Origin of the sequence: Pseudomonas fildesensis (assembly GCF_001050345.1) — a bacterium.
GTDB lineage: Bacteria > Pseudomonadota > Gammaproteobacteria > Pseudomonadales > Pseudomonadaceae > Aquipseudomonas > Aquipseudomonas fildesensis.
On the sequence record NZ_LFMW01000002.1, the window covers coordinates 417468 to 439421 of the forward strand.

At 60.9% G+C, this 21954-nt stretch carries 23 protein-coding genes; 17 read left to right on the forward strand and 6 right to left on the reverse strand.

Annotation, left to right across the window (positions count from 1 at the left end; translation table 11 throughout):
* The first annotated feature begins 92 nt into the window (after positions 1 to 92).
* Genes ACR52_RS05175 through ACR52_RS05185 form a run of 3 tightly spaced genes read left to right on the forward strand, consistent with a single transcriptional unit; the run spans position 93 to position 2230 of the window.
* Complete coding sequence (locus ACR52_RS05175; protein WP_043205680.1) at positions 93 to 836, forward strand: SDR family NAD(P)-dependent oxidoreductase; 744 nt, start codon at positions 93 to 95, stop codon at positions 834 to 836.
* An 18-nt stretch (positions 837 to 854) separates the two neighbouring features.
* Positions 855 to 1256 (forward strand): VOC family protein, encoded by a 402-nt coding sequence (locus tag ACR52_RS05180; RefSeq protein WP_048721180.1) that lies wholly within the window; start codon positions 855 to 857, stop codon positions 1254 to 1256.
* The gene (locus ACR52_RS05185) at positions 1253 to 2230 is read left to right on the forward strand and encodes a saccharopine dehydrogenase family protein (protein WP_048721183.1); all 978 of its coding nucleotides are present in this window, start codon (positions 1253 to 1255) and stop codon (positions 2228 to 2230) included. Before ACR52_RS05180 ends, ACR52_RS05185 begins: the two co-directional genes overlap by 4 nt.
* A gap of 290 nt (positions 2231 to 2520) precedes the next feature.
* Here ACR52_RS05185 and ACR52_RS05190 read toward each other — a convergent pair whose 3' ends face one another.
* Positions 2521 to 2943, reverse strand: a complete 423-nt coding sequence (locus ACR52_RS05190) for a DUF7832 domain-containing protein (protein WP_048721186.1) — start codon at positions 2941 to 2943, stop codon at positions 2521 to 2523.
* Between the two features lie 185 nt (positions 2944 to 3128).
* Here ACR52_RS05190 and ACR52_RS29155 point away from each other — a divergent pair, with 185 nt between their 5' ends.
* Both ACR52_RS29155 and ACR52_RS05200 read left to right on the forward strand, forming a co-directional pair.
* Positions 3129 to 3383: a TonB-dependent receptor gene (locus ACR52_RS29155; protein WP_048721188.1), complete on the forward strand. Its 255-nt coding sequence runs from the start codon at positions 3129 to 3131 to the stop codon at positions 3381 to 3383.
* A 7-nt stretch (positions 3384 to 3390) separates the two neighbouring features.
* Positions 3391 to 4656, forward strand: a complete 1266-nt coding sequence (locus tag ACR52_RS05200; RefSeq protein WP_048721190.1) for a histidine-type phosphatase — start codon at positions 3391 to 3393, stop codon at positions 4654 to 4656.
* Between the two features lie 347 nt (positions 4657 to 5003).
* On the opposite strand, the gene ACR52_RS05205 is transcribed toward ACR52_RS05200, so the two are convergent.
* The 4 genes from ACR52_RS05205 to ACR52_RS05220 form a co-directional block, all read right to left on the reverse strand.
* On the reverse strand, positions 5004 to 6254 hold the full coding sequence (locus tag ACR52_RS05205; RefSeq protein ID WP_048721192.1) for a flavin-containing monooxygenase: 1251 nt from the start codon (positions 6252 to 6254) through the stop codon (positions 5004 to 5006).
* A 326-nt stretch (positions 6255 to 6580) separates the two neighbouring features.
* Positions 6581 to 7021, reverse strand: coding sequence for a type II 3-dehydroquinate dehydratase (locus tag ACR52_RS05210; RefSeq protein WP_048721196.1), 441 nt, complete (start codon positions 7019 to 7021; stop codon positions 6581 to 6583).
* Between the two features lie 14 nt (positions 7022 to 7035).
* The gene (locus tag ACR52_RS05215; RefSeq protein ID WP_048721200.1) at positions 7036 to 8016 is read right to left on the reverse strand and encodes an NAD(P)H-quinone oxidoreductase; all 981 of its coding nucleotides are present in this window, start codon (positions 8014 to 8016) and stop codon (positions 7036 to 7038) included.
* Entirely contained in the window at positions 8013 to 8435 is a 423-nt protein-coding gene (locus ACR52_RS05220; RefSeq protein ID WP_048721203.1) for a RidA family protein, read from the reverse strand. The genes ACR52_RS05215 and ACR52_RS05220 overlap by 4 nt, the downstream gene beginning before the upstream one ends.
* A gap of 196 nt (positions 8436 to 8631) precedes the next feature.
* On the opposite strand from ACR52_RS05220, the gene ACR52_RS05225 reads away from it, so the two are divergent.
* The 7 genes from ACR52_RS05225 (at position 8632) to argE (ending at position 15871) form a co-directional block, all read left to right on the forward strand.
* Positions 8632 to 9606: a LysR family transcriptional regulator gene (locus tag ACR52_RS05225; protein WP_048721206.1), complete on the forward strand. Its 975-nt coding sequence runs from the start codon at positions 8632 to 8634 to the stop codon at positions 9604 to 9606.
* Positions 9607 to 9971: 365 nt separating this feature from the next.
* Complete coding sequence (locus tag ACR52_RS05230) at positions 9972 to 11489, forward strand: amino acid ABC transporter permease/ATP-binding protein (RefSeq protein ID WP_048721376.1); 1518 nt, start codon at positions 9972 to 9974, stop codon at positions 11487 to 11489.
* Positions 11490 to 11516: 27 nt separating this feature from the next.
* Entirely contained in the window at positions 11517 to 12389 is an 873-nt protein-coding gene (locus ACR52_RS05235; protein ID WP_048721209.1) for a phytanoyl-CoA dioxygenase family protein, read from the forward strand.
* A gap of 29 nt (positions 12390 to 12418) precedes the next feature.
* Entirely contained in the window at positions 12419 to 13249 is an 831-nt protein-coding gene (locus tag ACR52_RS05240; RefSeq protein WP_048721211.1) for an ABC transporter substrate-binding protein, read from the forward strand.
* 54 nt (positions 13250 to 13303) lie between these two features.
* Positions 13304 to 14035, forward strand: coding sequence for a class II aldolase and adducin N-terminal domain-containing protein (locus ACR52_RS05245; protein ID WP_048721214.1), 732 nt, complete (start codon positions 13304 to 13306; stop codon positions 14033 to 14035).
* Positions 14036 to 14048: 13 nt separating this feature from the next.
* Positions 14049 to 14726, forward strand: coding sequence for a DUF1028 domain-containing protein (locus ACR52_RS05250; RefSeq protein WP_048721217.1), 678 nt, complete (start codon positions 14049 to 14051; stop codon positions 14724 to 14726).
* Positions 14723 to 15871: an acetylornithine deacetylase gene (argE, locus tag ACR52_RS05255; protein WP_048721219.1), complete on the forward strand. Its 1149-nt coding sequence runs from the start codon at positions 14723 to 14725 to the stop codon at positions 15869 to 15871. Before ACR52_RS05250 ends, argE begins: the two co-directional genes overlap by 4 nt.
* Positions 15872 to 16111: 240 nt before the next feature.
* On the opposite strand, the gene ACR52_RS05260 is transcribed toward argE, so the two are convergent.
* Entirely contained in the window at positions 16112 to 17353 is a 1242-nt protein-coding gene (locus tag ACR52_RS05260; RefSeq protein WP_048721223.1) for an acyl-CoA dehydrogenase family protein, read from the reverse strand.
* Positions 17354 to 17626: 273 nt separating this feature from the next.
* On the opposite strand from ACR52_RS05260, the gene ACR52_RS05265 reads away from it, so the two are divergent.
* The 5 genes from ACR52_RS05265 to ACR52_RS05285 all read left to right on the forward strand — a co-directional run bounded on the left by ACR52_RS05265 (position 17627) and on the right by ACR52_RS05285 (position 20453).
* Complete coding sequence (locus ACR52_RS05265) at positions 17627 to 18550, forward strand: ABC transporter substrate-binding protein (protein ID WP_048721227.1); 924 nt, start codon at positions 17627 to 17629, stop codon at positions 18548 to 18550.
* Positions 18551 to 18688: 138 nt separating this feature from the next.
* Positions 18689 to 18991, forward strand: coding sequence for a type II toxin-antitoxin system RelE/ParE family toxin (locus ACR52_RS05270; protein WP_048721229.1), 303 nt, complete (start codon positions 18689 to 18691; stop codon positions 18989 to 18991).
* A gap of 1 nt (position 18992) precedes the next feature.
* Positions 18993 to 19367 carry an addiction module antidote protein gene (locus ACR52_RS05275; protein ID WP_048721231.1) on the forward strand — a complete coding sequence of 125 codons (375 nt, stop codon included), beginning with the start codon at positions 18993 to 18995 and terminating at the stop codon, positions 19365 to 19367.
* 37 nt (positions 19368 to 19404) lie between these two features.
* The gene (locus ACR52_RS05280; RefSeq protein WP_048721234.1) at positions 19405 to 20100 is read left to right on the forward strand and encodes a tRNA (adenine(22)-N(1))-methyltransferase; all 696 of its coding nucleotides are present in this window, start codon (positions 19405 to 19407) and stop codon (positions 20098 to 20100) included.
* A gap of 44 nt (positions 20101 to 20144) precedes the next feature.
* Complete coding sequence (locus tag ACR52_RS05285; protein ID WP_048721237.1) at positions 20145 to 20453, forward strand: DUF3144 domain-containing protein; 309 nt, start codon at positions 20145 to 20147, stop codon at positions 20451 to 20453.
* Positions 20454 to 21954: the final 1501 nt, after the last annotated feature.

The window sequence follows — 21954 nt, forward strand, 5'->3', positions numbered from 1 at the left end:
GCAGAAACAGGCATGTTTAGAGTAGGAACGGATATGACCCCCTAGGCGCTGATTATTACTCTGGACGCACATTCCACACAGAGGAAACAGATATGGGCGTCATCGTGATCACAGGCGGCAGCCGCGGAATCGGTGCCAGTGCCGCCGAGCATATTGCCAAAAAAGGTATGGGCGTCATCCTGACCTATAACGCCAACCCCCAGGCGGCGGCTTCGGTTGTGGAGCACATTAAGGACGCAGGTGGGAAAGCCATAGCGCTCAAGCTCGATGTCTCGGATGTTGGCAGTTTCGAGGCATTTCGCGAATCAGTAGTGGTAGCTCTGCGGGAGACGTGGAATGCCACAACGCTGAGTGGCCTGGTCAACAACGCCGGCTATGGCTTGTTCAACCCTTTGGCCTCCGTCAGCGAGGCGCAGTTCGATGACTTGTTCAAAGTGCATCTCAAAGGCCCGTTTTTTCTCACTCAGGTATTGCTGCCGCTGCTGGCGGAAGGCGCCAGTATCGTCAACCTGACCAGCGCCACTACTCGTGTAGCCACCGCCGGAGTTGCACCGTACGCCGCGTTCAAGGGCGGGCTCGAAGTGCTCACCCGCTATATGGCCAAAGAGTTTGGTGAGCGGTACATACGGGCCAATGCTGTATCACCGGGTGCTATCCGTACTGAGCTGGGTGGCGGGCTGAACGACGAGTTCGAAGCGATGCTGGCGGCGCAAACAGCGCTTGGAAGGGTGGGTGAGCCCGAAGATGTTGCGCGGGTTATTGCCATGCTGCTGTCCGAAGAGGGCACTTGGATCAATGCCCAGACTATTGAAGTCGCCGGCGGCTACAACATCTGAACATACGGGGGGTACACCATGCTTGATCATATTTTTTTGTCGGTAAGCGACATCGCACGCTCTATCAGTTTCTATGAGACTGTACTGAAGCCGCTGGGCATCACCGCGCGTTTGGACTACGACGGCAAGGACGGCCCACCGGGGCATCCAGACCTGAAAGGTTTTGGCAGCAATGGCCGAATGTTTTTCTGGTTGCGTGAAGGTGTATCTGGAGGGCGGGCTGTGCACGTTGGTTTCGTCGCGAACAACAAGGTAGAAGTTGATGCTGCCTACGCCGCGGCCATAGCGCACGGCGCCATCGATAATGGCGCGCCGGGCGCCCGCTTACACTACGACCCCGATTACTACGCAGCCAATGTACTGGACCCGGATGGGTACAGCCTGGAATTCGTCTATAAAAAATGGCAACACGTCCAATGAGCACACTTCTGATCTACGGAGCCACGGGCTACACCGGTCGTATGGCGGCCAAGCGGGCAAAAGCGCTTGATCTGAATTTTGAAATCGCAGGGCGCAGCAAGCAGCAGCTTGCGACCCTTGCAGCGCAGTTGGACGTGCCATATCGAGTGTTCGATGCTGGCGCAGTTCTCGAAACTGATCTGTCTGGCATCTCGGTATTACTAAACTTCGCGGGGCCATTCGCGCAAACAGCAGAGCCATTGATGAACGCGTGCATCAAGTCTGGGGTCGACTATCTGGACATCACCGCCGAGATCAACGTTTACCGGCTGGCTGAGAGGCTGGGCGTTCAAGCCGCTGCCAATAAGGTCATGCTTTTGCCAGGCGTTGGTTGGGACGTCGTCCCCACTGATTCGCTGGCGGTGCAGGTTGCTAGGCGCGTTGAAAAGCCGCTTGCAATGAGCATCGCACTTCAGGTCCCAGGATCAATGTCCCGTGGGTCGGCCATGAGCGTTAGTGAGATCATCGGTGCAGGCCTACTCGCAAGGGTGGACGGCGAATTGGTTATGGCGCCCGATGCGACGCCACGGGACTTTGACTTTGGTCAGGGGCCGGTCCTTTGCGTGCCGCTTTCTTTCGGTGACCTGGTCACAGGCTGGCATTCGACGGGCATTCCTAATATCGCGATGTATGTGAATATCGCGGGCGATGCGTTTCCAGAAGGTGATCTGTCGCAACTGCCTGACGGACCCACGGCAGAACAACGGGATGCGCATCGCGCCCGCGCAGTGGTTGAGGTCATAGGCGCTGATGGAGTAACCGCAACGTCTGTGATCGAAACCGTGAACGGCTATTCCTATACGCCATTGGCAGCGGTGGAAGCTGCGCGCCGGGTATTGAACGGTGAACGGCGCCCGGGATTTGCGACACCGGCCACGGTCTTCGGAGATGGATTTGCCGAGAGCATTGCCGGGACGATAATTACCGACTTCTAACGTGGTGCTAGCGATTCAAATGGCCGCTGTACGCTCTGTAGCGGAGGCGGGCGGACTAAATCTCGCAGCATCGCACGCAGACGGCAGGCCAAAAAACCGTGAGTACGCTCGGTTGAATTACGAGGCGCTTTTATACCCCTCCGTATTGGTGACCTGCCGCTTCTGGCCGATCGCTGCATCTCATGAAGGGCTGCAATCGACCCCAAGCGGACACTCCACTGATGCCAGGCAGGTAGTGCGAGATGTGCGGCGCCGAGCCGATAAACGAATGTTTTCGGCCAGAAGCGCGGTTAGGCCTCTGCTTTAATCAGCACGCCACTCTTAACCCGAGCATCCAGCATCGCGGAAAATTCCTCAAAATCGTGCGCGGACTCCGGGGCAACGTACATCAAGTTGCCAAAGTGGTCTGCGTAGTCGTGAAGGTAAAGGCCACGGCTCCCGTAATAGTGCTGTGCGATCGCATTCCCAGCGTCGTTCAAGTCCTCCTCAGTAAATTTGCCATCGCAATACCTGAAGAGAAATTCGGTGGCGGAGAGTTCGCCGCTGATCACGTGGGCGACGGCTTCAGGCTCTTCCTCGACATGAAAGTCGCCAGCCCAGCCTCTAACAAAACACCATCTCATGAAAAGCGCTATGTGTGTGCCGCCATGCTCCTGTGGTTGGCCTGCTGGAAAGTCTCCGCCATGGTGCCAGCTTGCATCATCGTACTTCATGGGCGTCCTTGAGATGTTTTGCGTTGAAAAGGGGCTTGATTTATCACGTTCTCGCAGGGATAGGGTAGGTCTGTTTTCACTTCGCTATCAGGGCCTGGAGCTGATAGCCAGCGTTGATGCCACACCGAACCTGACAGTGGAAGGTAGCGTCATGTCACTGGACTCGGCCTACCACGATGCGGGGGATGTTCGTGCACACCGGCGCCCAGCGCATCGGCGAAATGGCGGTGGATTCGGGCAACGTGCATACCCTGCCGGCCTACAGCCTGTTCGATGCCGGGGGCGGCTATCGTCTGCGTCTGGGCGATGGTCGTGCGCTGACCTTGGGTGCCAACGTCACCAACCTGGCCAACAAAAAGTACTGGACCTACTACCAGGAAAACTACCTGCAGCCGGGTTCGCCACGTACTTTAAGCCTCAATACCCGCTATGACTTCTAGGCCCGTGATGATGAAATCGACTTTGTTGAAGTATGCGGGTTTGGCGCTGGGCGCGTGCCTGGCGCTTCCATCGGTGGCCGCGCCTCTGGACACCACCGGCCTGCGCCTGGACAAGGTGGTACTGGTGATGCGCCACGGTATCCGCCCGGCTACCAATACCGCCGAGTTGCAAGGCTGGTCGGCCAAGACCTGGCCTGCGTTTGGTGCCCGCGACGGTCAGTTGACCGCCCATGGCCGCGCTGCCACCGTGCTGCTGGGCCAATGGCAACGCCACACGCTGGATTCGCTCGGCCTGTTCAAGGCGGGGCAGTGCCCGCAGGCGGGGGATGCCTACGTGTGGTCCAGCCCGGTAGCGCGTACCCAGGCCACCAGTGCGGCGTTGGTAAAGGGGATGTTCCCGGGCTGCAACGTAGCAATACACCATGGGCGTGAGAGTGAAGACCAGCTGTTCCACGGCGGCGAAAACGGCCTGGCACCACTGGACCCGGCGCGCACCCAGGCGGCGATGCTGGCAGCCATGGGTGGCAGCGTCGACGCAGCTCGCGAGCGCTTTGCCGCGCCGGTGCTGGCCATGCAGCAATTGGTAGGCGTGCCGACGCCCTGCGGGAAAAAGACCTGTACCCTGAGCGAGCAACCCTGGACGCTGAAAGAGAAGGAAGGCGTCACCAAGCTCAGCGGTCCGTTGAGTGTGGGCGCGGCCATGAGCGAAACCTTCCGCATGCAATACGCCGAAGGCTTGCCACTGGACCAGGTGGCGTTTGGCGAAGGGCGCACCGCCGCAGACGTATCGCGCTTGATGGCCTTGCGTTCGGGCAAATACGCGCTGAGCAATCACGTACCTTACATCGCCCAGCGGGGTGCTTCGCAATTGCTCGGACAAATCCTCCTTGCCCTGCAACCGACATCCGTGGGCAGCCCGCCGGGTACCAAATGGTTGGCGTACGTGGGCCACGACAGCAACATCGCGCAGTTGCGCACGCTGCTGGGCTTTGACTGGAAAATCGCCGAATACCCCGAGAATGACGCAGCGCCGGGCGGCACTATTGTGTTTGAACGCTGGGCGAACGAGCGCACAGGCGCACAGTTTGTCAGCGTTGCCTATGTGGCGCAGAGCCTGGACCAATTACGCAGTTTGTCCGATGCACCGCCGTATCAGGTGCAGTACCCAGGGTATGCGGGAGAAGGGTTGATGCCATTGAACGGGTTTGTTGCCGAGATGGAAAAGCGCATTGATCGGTCTGCGACTGAGGTACAGCACTACGACAACCCGTGATCATGGCGGTAGAAATTTTAGTGGTGCCCTGAAACTAACCCCCCGGTTGATGACTGCATAGAAGTTTGCCCTGAGGGTGGCGGCTGTACGCAGGTTAGTAGACCGGGGAAACACACAAAGCCGGCGCGCCGAGGGCGCCCTGCGCACAGCCACCATCAAGCACAGACAAGAACATCTGAGAAATTAGGCTTATGCACTTTATGTTGTCACTCGGGCTACTAAACCCGATCACTGAGTTTTCAGCGACCGGGCAACCTTAGAGACGCTCACTCCAGCGCACGAGCCGGCGGATTCTGACGCAACTGTAGGCAACGGAGTAAGGCGCTGTCGCCGTGCACTTCCTCGTTTCACGGCTTGTTGTAGGACATGTACTCATTCTGCAAAACAATATGGTCCGCCACGTACTTCGCATCGTGCCAAACCCCATAGATAAACGATGACGCGCGGTTCACCAGGTTCGGCAACCCCAGGAAGTAAATGCCGCTCTGCGCCGATATCCCACGCTTGTGGAACGGCTCGCCTTTTTCGTCAAACGCATCCACTTGCAGCCAGCTGAAATCAAACTTGAAACCGGTCGCCCAGAGGATGGTGGTCACGCCAGCTTTAGCCAAATCCAGGCTCAGGATAGGGTTGACCAGGCATTCCGGGTCGGGCAGCAGTTCCCAGGCCGTGGGTTCCAGGGGGAACGGTAAGCCGTTGGCCTCAATGTAGGCGTCTGCATCGCGCAGCACGTCGAAGTACGCGCGGTCGCCTTCGGCCACGTTGTCGGCCAGGCCCGGTTGGAAGGTCATGACGCCGTCGTTCCAGTCCTGGGTGACGCCCACCAGGTGGATGCCTTGGTGCGCCAGGCGGCGGAAGTCCACAGTCTTACCGCCTTCGTAGCCACTGACCGCAAAGGCCACATGCTTTTTCTTCGGCTGGATTTTGACTTCGTCCCACAGGCCCAGGGCGCCGAGCCACCAGCAGTAGTCGCGGCCGCGGTAGGCGCGGGGCGGGCGGTAGTGTTCGCCGACGGAGAGGTAGACGGTTTTGCCGGCCTTTTGCAGTTCTTCGGCGATTTGCGATCCGGAGGCACCTGCGCCGACAACCAGTACGGCGCCTTCGGGCAGTTGGCCGGGGTTTTTGTAGGCGCAGGAATGCAGTTGGTGAATGGGTGCGGTGGTGGGGACGATGTTGGGGGTGGAGGGGTGTTGGAACGGGCCGGTGGCGGCGACCACGTTGGCGGCTTCAAACACGCCGGCCGAGGTGGTGACTTTGAAGCCGGGGCGGCCCACGTGGCGTTCCACTTGGTGCACTTCGACGCCGGTGCGTACCGGGGCCTGCAACTTGTCGACGTAGGCTTCGAAGTAGTCGGCCATGCGTTCCTTGGGGGGGAAGGCTTCGGGGGAGATGCCTTCGAATGTGAGGCCGGGGAAGCGGTCGTGCCAGGCCGGGCCGTTGGCGACGAGGGAGTCCCAGCGTTCGGAGCGCCAGCGTTCGGCGATGCGGTGGCGTTCCAGGACGATGTGCGGCACGCCCATGAGGGAAAGGTGCTCGCTCATGGCGACGCCGGCCTGGCCTGCGCCGACGACCAGGGTGTTGATGGTTTCTACTGACATGGGCGTTTCCTGGAAAGTAGTTAGGCGTTTTTGAACGCAGTAATGAGGTGAAAGCAAATCTCTTGGGGTGAGCGGGTTTGCTGTGGTTGCCGGGCTTGTTGTGGTGAATGAGCTTGTTGTGGTGAACCGGTTTCCTGTGGCGAGCGGGGCTGTTGTGGCGAGCGGGCTTGCCCCGCGTTGGGCTGCGGAGCGGCCCCAAAACCTGCCAATGAGTTCTGGCTGAAAGAATGCGGTGACTGGATTAGGGCCGCTTCGCGCCCCAACGCGGGGCAAGCCCGCTCGCCACATGAAGCCCGCTCGCCACAACAAGCCCGCTCGCCACACATTTATGTTTTGAGAAGATCGGCCACGGCCGTGAGTGCCAGTTGGTAACCCAGCGCCCCCAGGCCTGCGATCACGCCGGTGGCGGCCTTGGATACGTAGGAGTGATGCCGGAAGTTCTCGCGCTTCCAGAGGTTGCTCATGTGCGCTTCGATGATCGGGCCGTCGAAGGCCAGCAGCGCGTCGAGGATCGGCACCGAGCTGTAGCTCAGGCCGGCGGCGTTGATCACGATGGCGTCGGCGTTCAGCCGCGCTTCTTGTATCCAGTCCACCAGCACGCCTTCGTGGTTGCTCTGGCGAAAGTCCAGGCTCAGGCCCAGTTCAACGGCGTGGCGCTGGCAGCGTGCTTCGATGCTGGCGAAGCTTTCGCTGCCGTAGGTGCCGCTCTTGTCCAGCCCGTAGAGGTTGGCGTTGGGCCCGTTGAGGAAAAACACGCGGTGGGGCATGGGGGCACTCCAGGTTATTCAGCGACGGTCAGCAGGACTTTGCCGACGTTGGCATTGGCTTCCAGCAGCCGGTGAGCATCGGCTGCTTGAGAAAGCGGCAACTGCGCATGGATCTGCGGGCTGACCAGGCCGGAGGCCAGCCAGGGCAAAAAACGTGAACGGATGCATACCGCCAAGCGGGCTTTTTCGGCGTGACTTTTGGGGCGCAGAGTCGAGGACGTGAGGCTGAGGTTTTTGCGCATCAACACCTGTAAATCCAGTTCGATGTTCGCGCCTTGCAGGAACGACAAACTCACATGCCGCCCGCCCATCGCCATGGCCGCCAGGTTGCGCGCCACGTACGGTCCGCCGACGTTATCCAGCACCACGTCGACGCCGCGTCCTTCGGTGCAGTCATTCACTACCTCGACGAAGTCCTCGATGTGCCGGTCGACCGCGCGCCACACGCCCAGCGCTTGCAGCATCGCGACTTTCTGCGGGCCACCGGCGGTGGCGATCACGCGCGCGCCGGCGGCATGCGCGCACTGCACGGCGAAGCTGCCGACGCCACTCGCGGCGCTGTGGATCAGCACCGTGTCGCCGCTGCGCAGGCGCCCCAGTTCAAACAGGTTGTGCCATACCGTGAAGGCCGCTTCGGGAATACCGGCAGCACTCTGCAGCGACAACCCCACCGGCACCGGCAGGCAATGCGCCGCCTGGGCCACGCAGTATTCGGCGTAGCCTCCGCCATTGAGCAAGGCCATCACGCGGTCGCCTACCGCAAACTCGTCCACCTCGCGGCCCACTTCGACCACAATGCCCGCTGCTTCCAGCCCCAGTACATCGGTGACACCGGGGGGCGTGGGCGCGCCGCTGCGTTGCATCAAGTCCGGGCGATTAACCCCGGCAGCTGCGACACGGATCAGCACTTCACCGGCTTGCAAACCCGGCACCGGGCGCTCGACTAACTGCAGCACCTCAGGCCCGCCGGGCTCACGGGCAATCACGGCCTTCATACGGTCCAATCGTCCGGCACGACGGCGATCACATCGATCTCCATCAGCCATTCCGGCTGGCCCAGGCCCGAAATCACCAGCCCGGTGGAGATCGGGAATACGCCCTTGAGCCATTTGCCGACCTCCTGGTACACCGGCTCGCGGTAGCGCGGGTCGATCAGGTAGGTGGTGGTCTTGACGATGTGCGACAGGTCGGACCCCGCCTCTTCAAGCAGTTGCTTGACGTTTTTCATCGCTTGTTCGGCCTGGGCGCGCGGGTCGCCGAGGCCGACCAGGTTGCCGTCGAAATCGGTGCCGATCTGGCCGCGTACGTACACGGTGTTGCCGGCGCGCACGGCCTGGCACAGGTCGTTGTCCAGCGCCTGGTTGGGGTAGGTCTGTTTGGTGTTGAACATGCGGATACGGGTGTGGGTGGGCATGGCGAACGACTCGTCAGAAGCGGGATGCAGCCAGCTTCACATCGCGCCTCCCATCACGAAACCAGCATTTGCGCGGGGTAGTGCTTAGGAAAAACCGAAGCCCGTGCAGGTCATCGCCTGGCACAGGTCCCGCGCGCATCCCGGCATGAACCCTGCAACGCGGTGCCCATACAGTCATTACCGAGGTACAGGCCTGATGCTCAGTCGTATTACTCAGCGCCAACTGGAATATTTTGTCGCGTCGGGCGAGGCGGGCAGTATCAGCGCGGCCGCTGAACGCATTCATGTGTCGTCGCCGTCGATCTCGGCGGCCATCACCCATATGGAGGCCGAGCTGGGGATACAGCTGTTTATCCGGCATCACGCCCAGGGTATTTCGCTGACGGCCGTCGGGCGCCAGGTGATGCAAGAGGCCAAGCTGATTCTGGAGCAGATGACCAACCTCTACACCATCGCGTCGGAGTCGTTGAACACCGTGCGCGGGCCGTTGCGGGTGGGGTGCCTGGAGTCGCTGGCGCCAATGATCACCCCCGAACTGGTGTTTGGGTTTGGCCGTGCGTTTCCCGGCGTGCGGCTGACTCAGGCCGAAGGCAACCACGAGGAATTGTTGGAAAAACTACGCAGCGGCGAGCTGGACATCGCCCTGACCTATGACCTGGTGACCAGCCCGGATATCGACTTCCAACCGCTGGCCCACCTGCCGCCGTATGTGATGGTCGGCGAGTATCACCCGTTGGCCAGCCTGTCGGCGGTCAGCATGCAAGACCTTGAGGCGTACCCGGTGGTGCTGCTCGACACGCCCTGGAGCCGCGACTATTTCCTCAGCCTGTTCATGCAGGCGGGCACCACGCCGAACATCATCATGCGCTCGACCAACCTCGAAACAGTGCGCGCGATGGTGGGCAATGGCATTGGCTACTCCTTCGCGAACGCGCGGCCCAAATCGAACATCTCCCAGGATGGCAAGCGGGTGATTCGCCTGCGGTTGGCCGGTGCGCATCGGCCGATGAAGCTGGGGTATGCCACGGCGAGCAATACGCAGTTGTCGCGGGTGGTGTCGGCGTTTGCCGAGCGGTGCCGGATGTTTGTGTCTGACCAGTACATCCCCGGGATGGCGCCGCCGAGCTTTTTTGATCCGCATGCGGTGCGGGTGTTGAGTGAGGTTGGCTGAAATCGCACCAAAAGTTGGCGTGCGTGATGCTGTGGGTTGAGGTGTGCACTGTACTGGTTCTTGTGGCGAGCGGGCTTGCCCGCGTTGGGCTGCGAAGCGGCCCCAAAACCTAACGACTCGGTATACCTGACACACCGCATTTATCTTACTGGGGCTGCTTCGCAGCCCAACGCGGGTGCAAGCCCGCTCGCCACAACGAGCCCGCTGGCCACAGAAAATGCAGCGCTCCACAGGACGTTCGTCTGCTGCATAGGTTCTACCTACCCACTGGGCCGGCTTTTACGAATTGACCCCAAGCACCTCTCCCCACGACTCTCATCCCATCGATGCAGATCAACCTCTTTTTTTTGCAAGGCACAGCGACGATGACATTCGACTGGAATTACATGTTTGGTTTGCTGGGCGACGCCGAGTTCTGGCGGGCGACGTGGACGGTGATCAAGCTCAGCACCCTGACGTGGGTCTTGAGCATTGGCCTGGGCTTTCTGCTGGCGCTGGCCAAACAGTCCAGGCATGGTCTGCTCAGCGTGCCCGCCCGTGGCTATATCTGGTTGTTCCGCAGTCTGCCGCTGCTGGTGCTGCTGATCTTTATCTACAACCTGCCTCAAGCGCTGCCGGGTACTTCGGCGGTGCTGGCGGACCCGTTCTGGTCCGGCCTGTTGGCGCTGGTGATCTGCGAAACGGCGTATGTCGCCGAGATCCATCGCGGCGGTTTGCTGTCGATTCCCAAAGGGCAGGGCGAGGCGGCACGGGCGTTGGGCTTGAAGTTTTTTGGTACTCAGTGGCGCGTGGTGATTCCCCAGGCGCTGCGGGTGGCGCTGCCGTCGCTGGCCAACGAATACATCTCCATCGTCAAGCTCACGTCCCTGGTGTCGGTGATCTCGCTGACTGAAATCCTGATGGTCGGCCAGCGCCTGTATTCGCAGAACTTCCTGGTGATCGAAACCATGGCGGCGGTGGCGTTCTTCTACGTGTTTATCGTCACCGTGTTCGACTTCCTGCTCAAACGCCTGGAGCGCTTTCTCGACGTCAACCAGCGCAATGTGTCCCGCGTGCCGGATGCGGCGGTGCTGGCCCTGGCCACGCAACAGCGGGTTGCGCTGCAACGTCCGGCAACCACCGGGGCGTCGGCGCTGCACGCCACGCGGCTGCACAAGGCCTACAACGATATCGAGGTGTTGGGCTCGGTCAACCTGCAGATCCAGCCGGGTGAAGTGGTGTCGGTGATCGGGCCGTCCGGCTCGGGCAAGACCACCTTGATCCGCCTGCTCAACGGCCTGGAGCAACTGGACAACGGCGAGATCACGATCAACGGCCAGCCGTTCATTCACTTGAACAAGGTCGGTGCGCAGAAACCTCAATACGTGGAGCACGCCGAGCACCGCCTGAATATCGGCATGGTGTTCCAGAGCTTCAACTTGTTCCCGCATTTGAGCGTGCTCGACAACCTGCTGATGGCGCCGAAATACCATCGCCTGGGGCGTACCGATGAGCTCAAGCAACAGGCCTACGCGCTGCTGCACAAGGTGGGCATGCTCGACCACGCCTGGAAGTATCCGCACCAGTTGTCCGGCGGCCAACAGCAACGCGTGGCCATCGCCCGCGCCCTGATGATGCGCCCGCAAATCATGCTGTTCGATGAGCCCACCTCGGCGCTCGACCCGGAAAAAGTCAACGAAGTGCTGCAAGTCATCGAAGCCCTGGCCGGGGAGGGCATCACCATGGTGATCGTCACCCACGAGATGAATTTCGCCTTCAAGGTCTCCGATCGAATTGTGTTTATGGAGAAGGGGCGCGTGGTCTGCGACGACACGCCCGAGGTATTGCGTAGCGGCCAGAACCCACGCGTGGAGGCGTTCCTCAAGGACGTCTCGCTGGCGTGATCTCTTCAACGTTCAGGAAACAATAAAATGATCGAGCAATCTCAAATCGAACAGTTCCAGCGCGACGGCTACCTGGTGGTGGAAGGCGTGCTGTCGATGGACGAAGTGGCCGCGCTGCAGCACGACTTCGACCAGTGGGTAGAAGAGAGCCGCAGCCATGACCAGGGCTGGGGCGCCACCGTGGATGGCCGCGAACGCTTCGATCTGGAGGGCGATCACCGCCCCGATCACCCGTCGCTGCGCCGCGTGAGTTCGCCCACCGAGATTTCCCCGGCGTATGAACGTGTGGCGTTGCAGTCGCGCATGGCGGCGATTTCCGCGCAGTTGGTGGGTGCCGGTGGTGCGCGTTTTCATCACAGCAAGATCAACTCGAAACTGCCGCACACCGCGACCCAGGTGAAGTGGCACCAGGACTTTTTGTTCACGCCCCACAGCAACGATGACATCGTCACCGCCTTGCTGATGGTCAGTGAAGTGACCCCGCAAAACGGCCCGCTGAATGTGATCCCCGGCAGCCACAAAGGCCCGCTGTGGTCGCACTGGCAGAACCAGCGTTTCACCGGTTCGGTGGACGACAGCGTCGTCGAAGAACACTGTCAGCAACCGGTCGCCTGTTACGGCCCGGCCGGCTCCGTGTGCTTTATGCACACGCGTCTTTTGCATGCTTCCAGCCCTAACGAGACCGAACTCCCGCGCACCCTCTTCATCAGCGTGTACGCCGCTGAAGACGCGCTGCCATTCGGCGAAAACCCGTTGCCCAGCGCACATGCCGGCCTGCTGGTGGCCGGTGAAGAAAGCGGCTTGGTGCGTTCCACGGACAACCACATGCGCTTGCCGCAGAAACCCCGTGGCGCGTCCTTCTTCGTGCAACAGGCCGGACAAGATTGCGCCACTGCCTAACCCCCTTAAAAACCTTGCAGGTAATGACCATGACAGCGTTTCGTAAAAGTGTTCGCCCTCTTGCCGTGTGCCTGCTGGGCGCAGCGGTTGCGATGACTTCGTTGGCGGCTTCGGCTTTCCAGCAGGAAGGCAAGATCATCGCCGGTTCCGATTTGACGTTCTTCCCATATGAATACATGGATAACAACAAGCCCGCAGGTTTTGATATCGAGTTCATGGACGGCCTGGGCAAGGTCATGGGGCGCAAGGTCGAGACCCTCGACACACGCTTTCCCAACCTGATCACCGGCCTGCAAGCCGGGCGTTTTGACCTGACCAATTCGTCGATGTACATCACGGCGGAGCGGGTCAAAGTCATCGACATGATCCCCTACCTGAAAAGCGGCGAGTCGATCCTGACCCTCAAGGACAGCACCTTCCAGCCCAAGACGCCGGAAGAATTCTGCGGCCACAAGATCGGCTCCATGGGCGCCACCTCGTGGCTGGCGCAGATGAACAAGCTGTCCACGGAATACTGCGTGGCCAAGGGCTTGAAGCCGATCCTGATCAGCGAGTACAGCACCGACCCGCAAACCACCCAGGCCCTGTTGGCTCACGCCGTCGAGGCGCAAATCACCGACGCCGCCGTGGCCCGTGGCGTGGTCGACAAGCTGGGCAACCGCGTGGTGATTTCGTCCGACACGTTGATCTACCCGGTGTTGAACGGCTTCGGCGTGAAGAAAGGCAATGACGCCGTGAAGACCGCCTTGCTCGAAGGCCTGGAAAAATACCGCGCCACCCCGGAATACGCAGCGCTGCTGAAGAAGTACAACTTCCAGGCGCCAACCGACGCTGACATCGCGGCCTTGATGCCGAAGTAAGCCAGTCGCGTTTGCCGCAGACGGCTGCGGCACACGCCTTGCGGAGACCGATTCATGGCGTTATCCCACGAAGAACAGACGCGCATCGACCTGGCGGCGACCTTTCGCATCATCGCCCACCTGGGCATGCACGAAGCGGTGGCCAATCACTTCAGCGCGGCCGTGTCGGCCGATGGCAAACAGTTTTTGCTCAACCCGAAGTGGAAGCACTTCTCGCGCATCCGTGCCAGTGACCTGTTGCTGCTGAACGCCGACGACCCAGCCTGTGCCGACAACCCGAATGTGGACGCCACCGCCTGGTCCATCCACGGGCAGATCCACCGCCTATTGCCGCAAACCCGCGCGGTGCTGCACTTGCACCCGGTGTACACCACGGCGGTGGCGTGCCTGGCCACGCCGCACATCCCGCCGATTGACCAGAACACCGCGCGTTATTTCAACCGCGTGGCGGTGGACGAACTCTACGGTGGCATGGCCGATACCGAGGCCGAAGGCGCACGCCTGGCGGGGCTGCTCGACGGCAAGAGCCGCCTGCTGATGGGCAACCATGGCGTGATGGTGACGGCGCCCTCGATGGGTGAGGCGTTTGACGATATCTGGACCCTGGAGCGCTCCTGCCAGATCCTCGTGACGGCGTGGTCCACCGGGCAGCCGCTGCGGGTGCTCTCGGACGACGTGGCGGAGAAAACCGCGCGGGGCTGGGAAGGTATTGCGGATTTTTCGCGGCAGCATTTTGAAGAGATGAAGCAACTGATGATCGAGGCCGATGCGTCGGTGCTCGATTGAGGAAGGAAGCCCTATGACCTTTTCCGTTGTCGCCCGCTGTGCCGAAACCGGCCAGTTGGGTATCGCTATCAGCTCGTCGAGTATTGCCGTGGGCGCACGTTGCCCGTGGCTACGTCCCGGCGTGGGCGCGGTGGCGTCGCAGAACATCACCTTGCCGAGCCTGGGGCCGCAGGTATTGGACTTGTTGGCGCAGGGTATGGCGGCGAGCGAAGCGCTGGCCGAGGTGGTGGCCGGTCAGCCGCACAGTGCGTATCGACAGGTCACGGTGATTGATAATGAAGGCCGCACCGCGTATTTCAGTGGCGCGCAGACCCTCGGTATTCACGATGCGGTGAGCGGTGAGCAGTGCGTGGCGGCGGGGAATATGTTGGCCAATGCGGGTGTGATCAAGGCGATGGTGCGCGCGTTCGAGCAGGCCTCCGGGCATCTGGCTGACAGGCTGCTCGCGGCGATGCACGCCGGCCAGGCCCACGGTGGCGAAGCGGGGCCGGTGCATTCGGCGGCGCTTGTGGTGGTCGATGACCTGCTGTGGCCCATCGTCAATCTGCGCGTGGACTGGGCCGATGAAGACCCGATTGGCGCACTCGACCAACTCTGGCAGGCCTATCGCGGGCAACTGCAGGATTACATCGACCGTGCGCTCAACCCGCACATCGCACCGGGCTACGCGGTGTCGGGAGATGACCGATGAGCAGCAGCCGTGACCTGCTCGCGCAACTGGTGCGCTTCGACACCACCAGCCGCGAATCCAACCTGGCGTTGATCGACTTCGTGCGCACTTATTTGCAGGGCCACGGTGTTGCCTGTGAATGGGTGTTCAACGAACACAAGAGCAAGGCCAACCTGCTGGCGACCATCGGCCCGGCGGACGTGCCCGGCATTGTGCTCTCGGGCCACACCGATGTGGTGCCGGTGGACGGCCAGCGCTGGAGCGTGGCGCCGTTCGAACTGACGGAAAAGGACGGCAAGTTGTACGGCCGTGGCACTGCGGACATGAAGGGCTATATCGCCTGTGTGCTGGCCTGCGTGCCGGCGTTGGTGGAGGCGCCTTTGCGTATGCCGGTGCATATTGCGCTGTCCTATGACGAAGAGGTGGGGTGCCTGGGTGTGCGCTCGTTGATCGAGCGGTTTCATGCGCAGCCGGTCAAGCCGCTGTTGTGCGTGATCGGCGAGCCCACCGAGCTGAAGCCGGTGTTGGGGCACAAAGGCAAATTGGCGATGCGCTGCGAAGTGCAGGGTGCGGCGTGCCATTCGGCGTATGCGCCTTCGGGGGTGAATGCCATTGAATATGCAGCGCGGTTGATAGGGGAACTGGTGCGGATTGGCGAACAGCTCAAGGCGCCGCAGCATTTAAATGCAGGGTTTGATCCGCCGTTTTCCACGGTGCAGACCGGGGTGATCAACGGGGGTAAGGCGCTGAATATTGTCCCGCAGAATTGTACGTTTGATTTTGAAGTGCGTTCGTTGCCGGCTCAGGACCCGTGGCAGGTTGCGCACCAGTTGCGCGGTTATGCAGAGCAGATGCTGCTGCCGGCGATGCAGGCGGTGAGTGCGCAGTGCGCGATCAGCTTCAACGAATTGTCGAGCTACCCGGGCTTGGCGACTTCGCTGGAAACCCAGGCTGCCGAGTGGGTTGCGCAGTTTTGCGGCTCTCGGGAATACGGCACCGTTGCCTTTGGTACTGAGGGTGGGCTGTTTGATCAAGCGGGGATTCCCACGGTGGTGTGCGGGCCGGGGAGCATGGAGCAGGGGCACAGGCCGGATGAGTTTATCAGCGTGGAGCAGCTCGACGCCTGTGACCGCATGCTGCAGCGGGTGCTGGAATTTGTATGCTGAACCTGTGGTGAGGGAGGTTGTTGTTGTTGTTGTTGTTGTTGTTGTTGTTGTGAGCGGGCTTTCTGTGGCGAGGGAGCTTGCTCCCGTTGGGCCGCGAAGCGGCCCCAAAGATGGGACTGCTACGCAATCCAACGGGAGCAAGCTCCCTCGCCACAGGTACAGTGCCCGCCCTTAACTGATCGGCATTAGGGCAGGCCCGCTCGCCACAAAAAACAGGCTCGCCACAGGGGGCGACAGCCGTCAGGCCTTTGCCACCCCCACGCGCCATTGCGCGGGCGGCAGAATTCCGTTGACCAGGTAATTGCCGACAATCCGCGACTTGTACACGCGCGGGTTGTGGTTCGCCAGGGTCCGCGCGTTGCGCCACAGCCGATCCAGTGCCTTGTTGCTGGCAGTGGCGCTAGCGCCCAGGGCATCGAACAGTGCTGTGGTCGCGGCGAGCGTTGCGTCCACCACCGGGTTGACGGCCAGGCACACTTCCAGCTCTGCCAGTGCAACGTGCGGGTCGTCGTCATGCAGCGACTGGTCGTGGGTGATCACGTAGTGCGCGGTGTATTCCAGGCGCTGCGCCGCTTGTTGGGCAATGGCTTGGGCGGCATAGGCCTGGCTTGCCACTTCGCCGATCACTTGCAGCAGTTGCACGTCCTGGGCAGCGGTGTCGGCGTTGCCAGTGGTGAAGGTTCTGGCGCGGGCGCTGAGTTCTTCGGCGCCGCTTAATGCCGCGCGGCGGGCGATGCCGGCGAGGGTACTGAGGTGGTAGAGCTGGAAGAATGATTGCCCGTGGCCAAAACGCTGTTGAGTGGGGCGCAGGTCGTTGTCCAGCACGGGCGCGTTGTCGAAGAGGCAGGTGCCGCTGGCGGTGAGGCGTTGGCCGAAGCCGTTCCAGTCATCGATGATTTGCACGCCGGGGGCCTTGAGGTCGACGACGACGCTGTACACCGTGCCGTCTTCGCCCGTGGCGATGGTGTTGATCAGGTCGCTGTAGAGCGCGCCGGTGGTGTAGAACTTTTTACCGCTGATGCGCAGGGCGCCGGCCTCGTCGCGATGCAGACGGGTCTCGAAATCGCCACGGGCCTGGGTGCCGACTTCGGTGCTGCCGGGGGAGAGCAGGGCGCCCTGGCCGAGGCGGTCGAGCCATTTGGCCCGCCAGTCGAGGTCCTTGGCGCTGAGTACGTCCTCGCAAAATCCAAAATGCCCGCGCAGGGCCTGGGTGATGTTGGAGTCGGCCGCCGATAATTCCGTGAGCAGGGTGAGCAGTTCAACCAAGGTGGCGTCGTGGCCGCCATACCCGTTCGGCAGGCGCCAGCGTGGCAGGCCCAGTTCGTTGAGTTGCTGGATGACGCTGGCCAGGCTGCCGCGCGACTGGTCCGCCTCGGCGGCTTGGGCGAGGATTTGCGCGAAGAGCGGACGAAACGGCGCGGCCAGTTGTTCGTAGCGGGCAGTGGGCGGGGCGCCCCAAATATTCAAAGCGGGAGTCGACATGCAATGGACCTTGCAGAAAGTGGTTCAGGTGCGGGGGCCCAGTGGTCTGGTGACGCCACCCTAACCCAGGGGTGGCAAAGTTTTTAATACGAAAAATAGCTATCGAACTGCACGACGGTTCTATCCATATTGCTCAACAGTATTAATGGCCGGCTTCTTATTGCGTTAGCTTCTACGTGCGCCGTGCCCGGTGACCGACAAACCTCTTCTCGAACGACCAGACTGCATGCCCCCAGATGGTTGAGTCAGCCATTTATTCTGTGGGTACCTTTCATGATCAATCGTCGAACACTGCTCTCCCTGCTGGGCCTGGCCTCGCTCACGCTGCACGGCGCACCTGCGTGGGCAGCGGAGCCGCTGACCCTCACGGTGGGCGACCAGTTCTTCTCCAATCGCATCGTTTTGGAGCTGTCGGGTGAGTTGAAAGACTTGCCGTATACAATCGATTTCAAGCGTTTCAACACCGGCTCACCGGTGGCCTCGGCCGTGGCCAGCGGCGCGTTGGACGTGGGCATCGTCGGCGATACACCCGTGATCAGCCTCGCCGCCAACGGTGCGCCGGTGAAGGTGGTCGCCAGTACCCAGACCAGCCTCGACGGCGTCGGTATTGTGGCGCGCAAGGGCATCCATTCGGTGGCCGACCTCAAAGGCAAGACGGTGGCGATCTGGAACGGTTCGTGGAGCCAGCAACTGGCGTACAAGGCTCTGGACGAAGCCGGTGTGCCGCGCAACAGCGTGACCTTCAAGTACCTGCTGCCAGCCGAAGCCAGCCTGGCACTGACCCAGGGTGACATCGACGCCTTCGGCACCTGGGAACCCTATGTGTCGTTGCAGGAGAAAGAGGGCAGCACGCTGATCCGCAACGCCAAGGGCCTGATGAGCGCACCGACCTACCTGGTCGCGTATGAACCGGCCCTGGCGCAGAAAGGCGCGATCATCAAGGACTTCATCGCACGCCTCACCCGCGCCCGCACCTGGAGCAACAGCCACGTCGATGAGTACGCCGAGGCGTGGTCGAAGGCCAACCAGTCGGCGCCGGAAATCGCCAAGGTGTGGTTCAAGCGGGATGCGATCAAAGTGCTGCCGATCTCGCCGAAAATTGTCAGCGAAGCGCAGGCCACGGCGGATTTTTTGTTTGATGCGCAGATGTTGAAGCAGCGGTATGACGTGGCGCCGTTGTTTGATCGTGCGCTTTGATCACGGGAGAAATAAGCGCTAATAGAATTGACCGGCTGATCCTGCGGGTGCTGGGCTAGGGTTTTTTATCCGGTACTTACCTGAATCTAAAATTCACTGGCATCGGCAGGAAGTAGCCGATAGGCTACAAGTGATGCTGTGACCCACTTGATCGACAGGACGCCCGAGTTCGATACATGGCTCGACGGTATGAGGGATATTTGGGGTAAGACAGCTGTTCTGACGCGACTCTACCGAGCTGAAGAAAACAACGTTGGCGATTGTGAGCCTGTAGGGAACGGCCTGAGTGAAATGCGTGTTTTTGTTGGGCCCGGCTACAGAATTTACTTCGTACGTACGGGTATCACTGCTTACCTGATGCTTTGGGGGAGTGATAAAACTGACCAGAACAGAGGAATCAAGCGGGCAAAAGAGATCCTCGATGCCCTGAGAGGTCAATGAAATGAGCGAATCGAAATTCAAACCAGAGGACATGCCAATCCTCGATCTTGATACCAGCGGCACCCGCGACTATGAAGCTTCGCGCTTCCTGGATAGCCCGGAAACCATCAGCGCTTACCTGGCGCAGAGTATGGAGTCTCATGACCCGCAGATACTCATGAAAGCGCTTGCCGAAGTCGCCAAGGCCCAGGGCGTGAACAAGGTTGCCGAGGCGGCCGGGGTTAATCGGGAGAGCCTTTATAAAACGCTGAAAGGTGGTTCAAAAACGCGCTATGAGACTGTCCAGAAGCTGATGTTGGCGCTGGGAGTAGAGCTGACTGTGCAGCCAATTGCAGCGACTGCATTCAAAAAACGCCGAGAGCAAAACGCTCGGTAGCCAGCAAACCCAGATGTCGTAGTGATAAGGAGCCCTGTTGAACGAACACACATTGTCCATGCGCCTGGAGCGCGTGGCTGCGCATGTGCCGGCCGGGGCGCGGTTGGCGGATATTGGCTCTGATCACGGTTACCTGCCGGTGGCGTTGATGCGTCGTGGCGTGATTGCGGCGGCGGTGGCGGGCGAGGTGGCGTTGACGCCCTTTCATGCTGCCGAACGCACCGTGCACGAAAACGAGTTGGATGCTTACATTACCGTGCGCCTGGCCGATGGCCTGGCAGCCATCGAGCCGGGAGACGCAATTACCGCGATCAGCCTGTGCGGCATGGGCGGTGAGACGATCCGCGACATCCTCGACAGCGGCAAGGTGCACCTCACCGGCTGCGAGCGCCTGATCCTGCAACCCAACGGCGGCGAGCAACCGCTGCGCCAATGGCTGATGGAGAACGGCTACCGCATCCTGGTCGAGGAGCTGTTGCAGGAAAACCGCTTCTACTACGAAATTATCGTCGCCGAGCGCGGCGAGCCGGTGACGTATACCTGCGAGGAACTGTACTTCGGCCCGCTGCAGATGCAGGCTCGCAGCCAAGTATTTCTGGCCAAGTGGCAGCGCATGCTGCACCAGAAGCACAAGACCCTGGCCAGTTTCGAGCAGGCGCGGCAGGCATTGCCCGAGGCCAAGGTGCAAGAGATTGCTCAGCAGGCGCAGTGGATCAACGCGTTATTGGCTTGAACCTGATGGTTCATTTATTCAACGATTCAGCAAGGAACCCCTCCATGGCAGACGCCACCGACCACGCTTTCTACGACCGTGCAGACGCCCATATCGAGCTGTCGAACGAGCAACTCAAGACCTTCGAAAACCTCGGCCAGGTCAGCGCCTCGATGACGTTCGGTACCACGCGCTTCAATGCCTGGGCCAGCGCGCGCAGCTTCAAGTCCGGCGCAGAAATGGCCGATGCCCGTGAAGCGCTGTTGAAGTATTTCACCGATCAGTACCGGCTGATGCTTGAGGATAATCTGGACGATCACATCAACAATTTCAGCCAGTACATGCAGGTAAAAGCTGCCCCAACGGCCGAATGATCGAAAGGGGCGGTAAGAGCGGTTACAACGTTTCCAGCACCACTGAGTGCTTTCGCCCCATTTTCGTGCACGGTAATCCATTTGTTGAGCGCCGAAGCGCCTGCCTCCGGGCCTCATCCCAACGGCCCGTATCTTGCTAGTGCCTTCTCAATCAATGACATGGCTTTTTGCCGTTAGTCATTTCAAGCGTTCGCCCACCGTCACATCACGTGGGTTGTTTTGGAGAGTAGTCGGCCATGCGCAGTCTCTTGTCACCCGGTATCCGCCTGCTCGGACGTTTCGGTTTCGCACGTAAATTCCAGATCCTGTTCATTCTGTTCATCCTGCCCCTGGCCGGGAGCCTGTGGATGATCGGGCTGGACTATCGCGACAAACTCGCGGTGATTTCCAGCGAAAAGTCCGGCGTTAACCAACTGCTGGCCCTGGACGCGCTGGATGGCCAATTGACCGCCCAGCGTAACCTGGCCTCCCGCTGGAAAGCGGTGGACCTGCTACGTGAACCCTCGCCTGCGGCCAAAGCGATGATGGACAAGGTGGATGCGAATAACCCCCTCGTCCTGCAAAGCCTGCAAGCCCTGGGCGACGCGCTCAAAACCCAGAAAGCCAGCGCCGGCACCCTCACGCGCTTCGAAGCGTTGCAGGCGACGGTCAAGGGTATGGACGTCCAATCCCTGCGTGGCATCGGCTGGTGGCCGGACGGCTACGACCGCTTCACCCAGGCGCTGAGCGCGATGCAAACCCTGCGTGAACAGATCACCCTGGACACCGGCCTGATCCTCGACCCCTGGCTGGAAACCTACCTGCTGATGCAGATTTCCAGCCAGCACACGCCGGACCTGATCGAACGCATCGGCCGTATGGCGAGTGTCGGCCAGTCGTCCATCGCCTCGGGGCAGTTCACCCTGCAAAGCCGCTTGCAGATGCGTGACCTGCGCGGCCGTATTGGCGATGCGCGGGACCAACTGGTCAAGGCCGCAGCTTCGCTCAAGGCCAAGCAATACCCCGGCCTGGAACCCTGGATCGCGCAGTACGACAACAGCCTGCAAACGCTGGATACCGAACTCAAGGTGCTCGATGAAGGCGTGTTCGGCGGCACTATCAAGCTCGACCCCGCCAGTTTCGAACGCAGTGTCGACGCCATGCTCGGCAGCCTGGGTGCACTGCGCAACCAGTCGCTCGGCTCGCTGGATGCGCGCTTGAGCCATTTTCACGATCGTTCGCTGCAGCAATTTATCCCCGTGGCGGCCACGTTCAGCCTGCTGGCGTTGGCGGCGCTTTATTTGTTCATGTGCCTGCAAGAGTCCATCCGCCGCAGTGCCAGCGGCATCACCACGCTGGCCGAGTCCCTGCGCGACGGCAACCTGTGCGTCGAAGTGGCCGTCGAAGGCCGCGACGAACTGGCGGTGATCAGCACGGCGCTCAACGTTGCGGTGGTGCAATTGCGCACCAGCCTGCTCGGCGTCAATCACGAAACCCAGCAGCTCGGTTCAGCCGTGCTCAC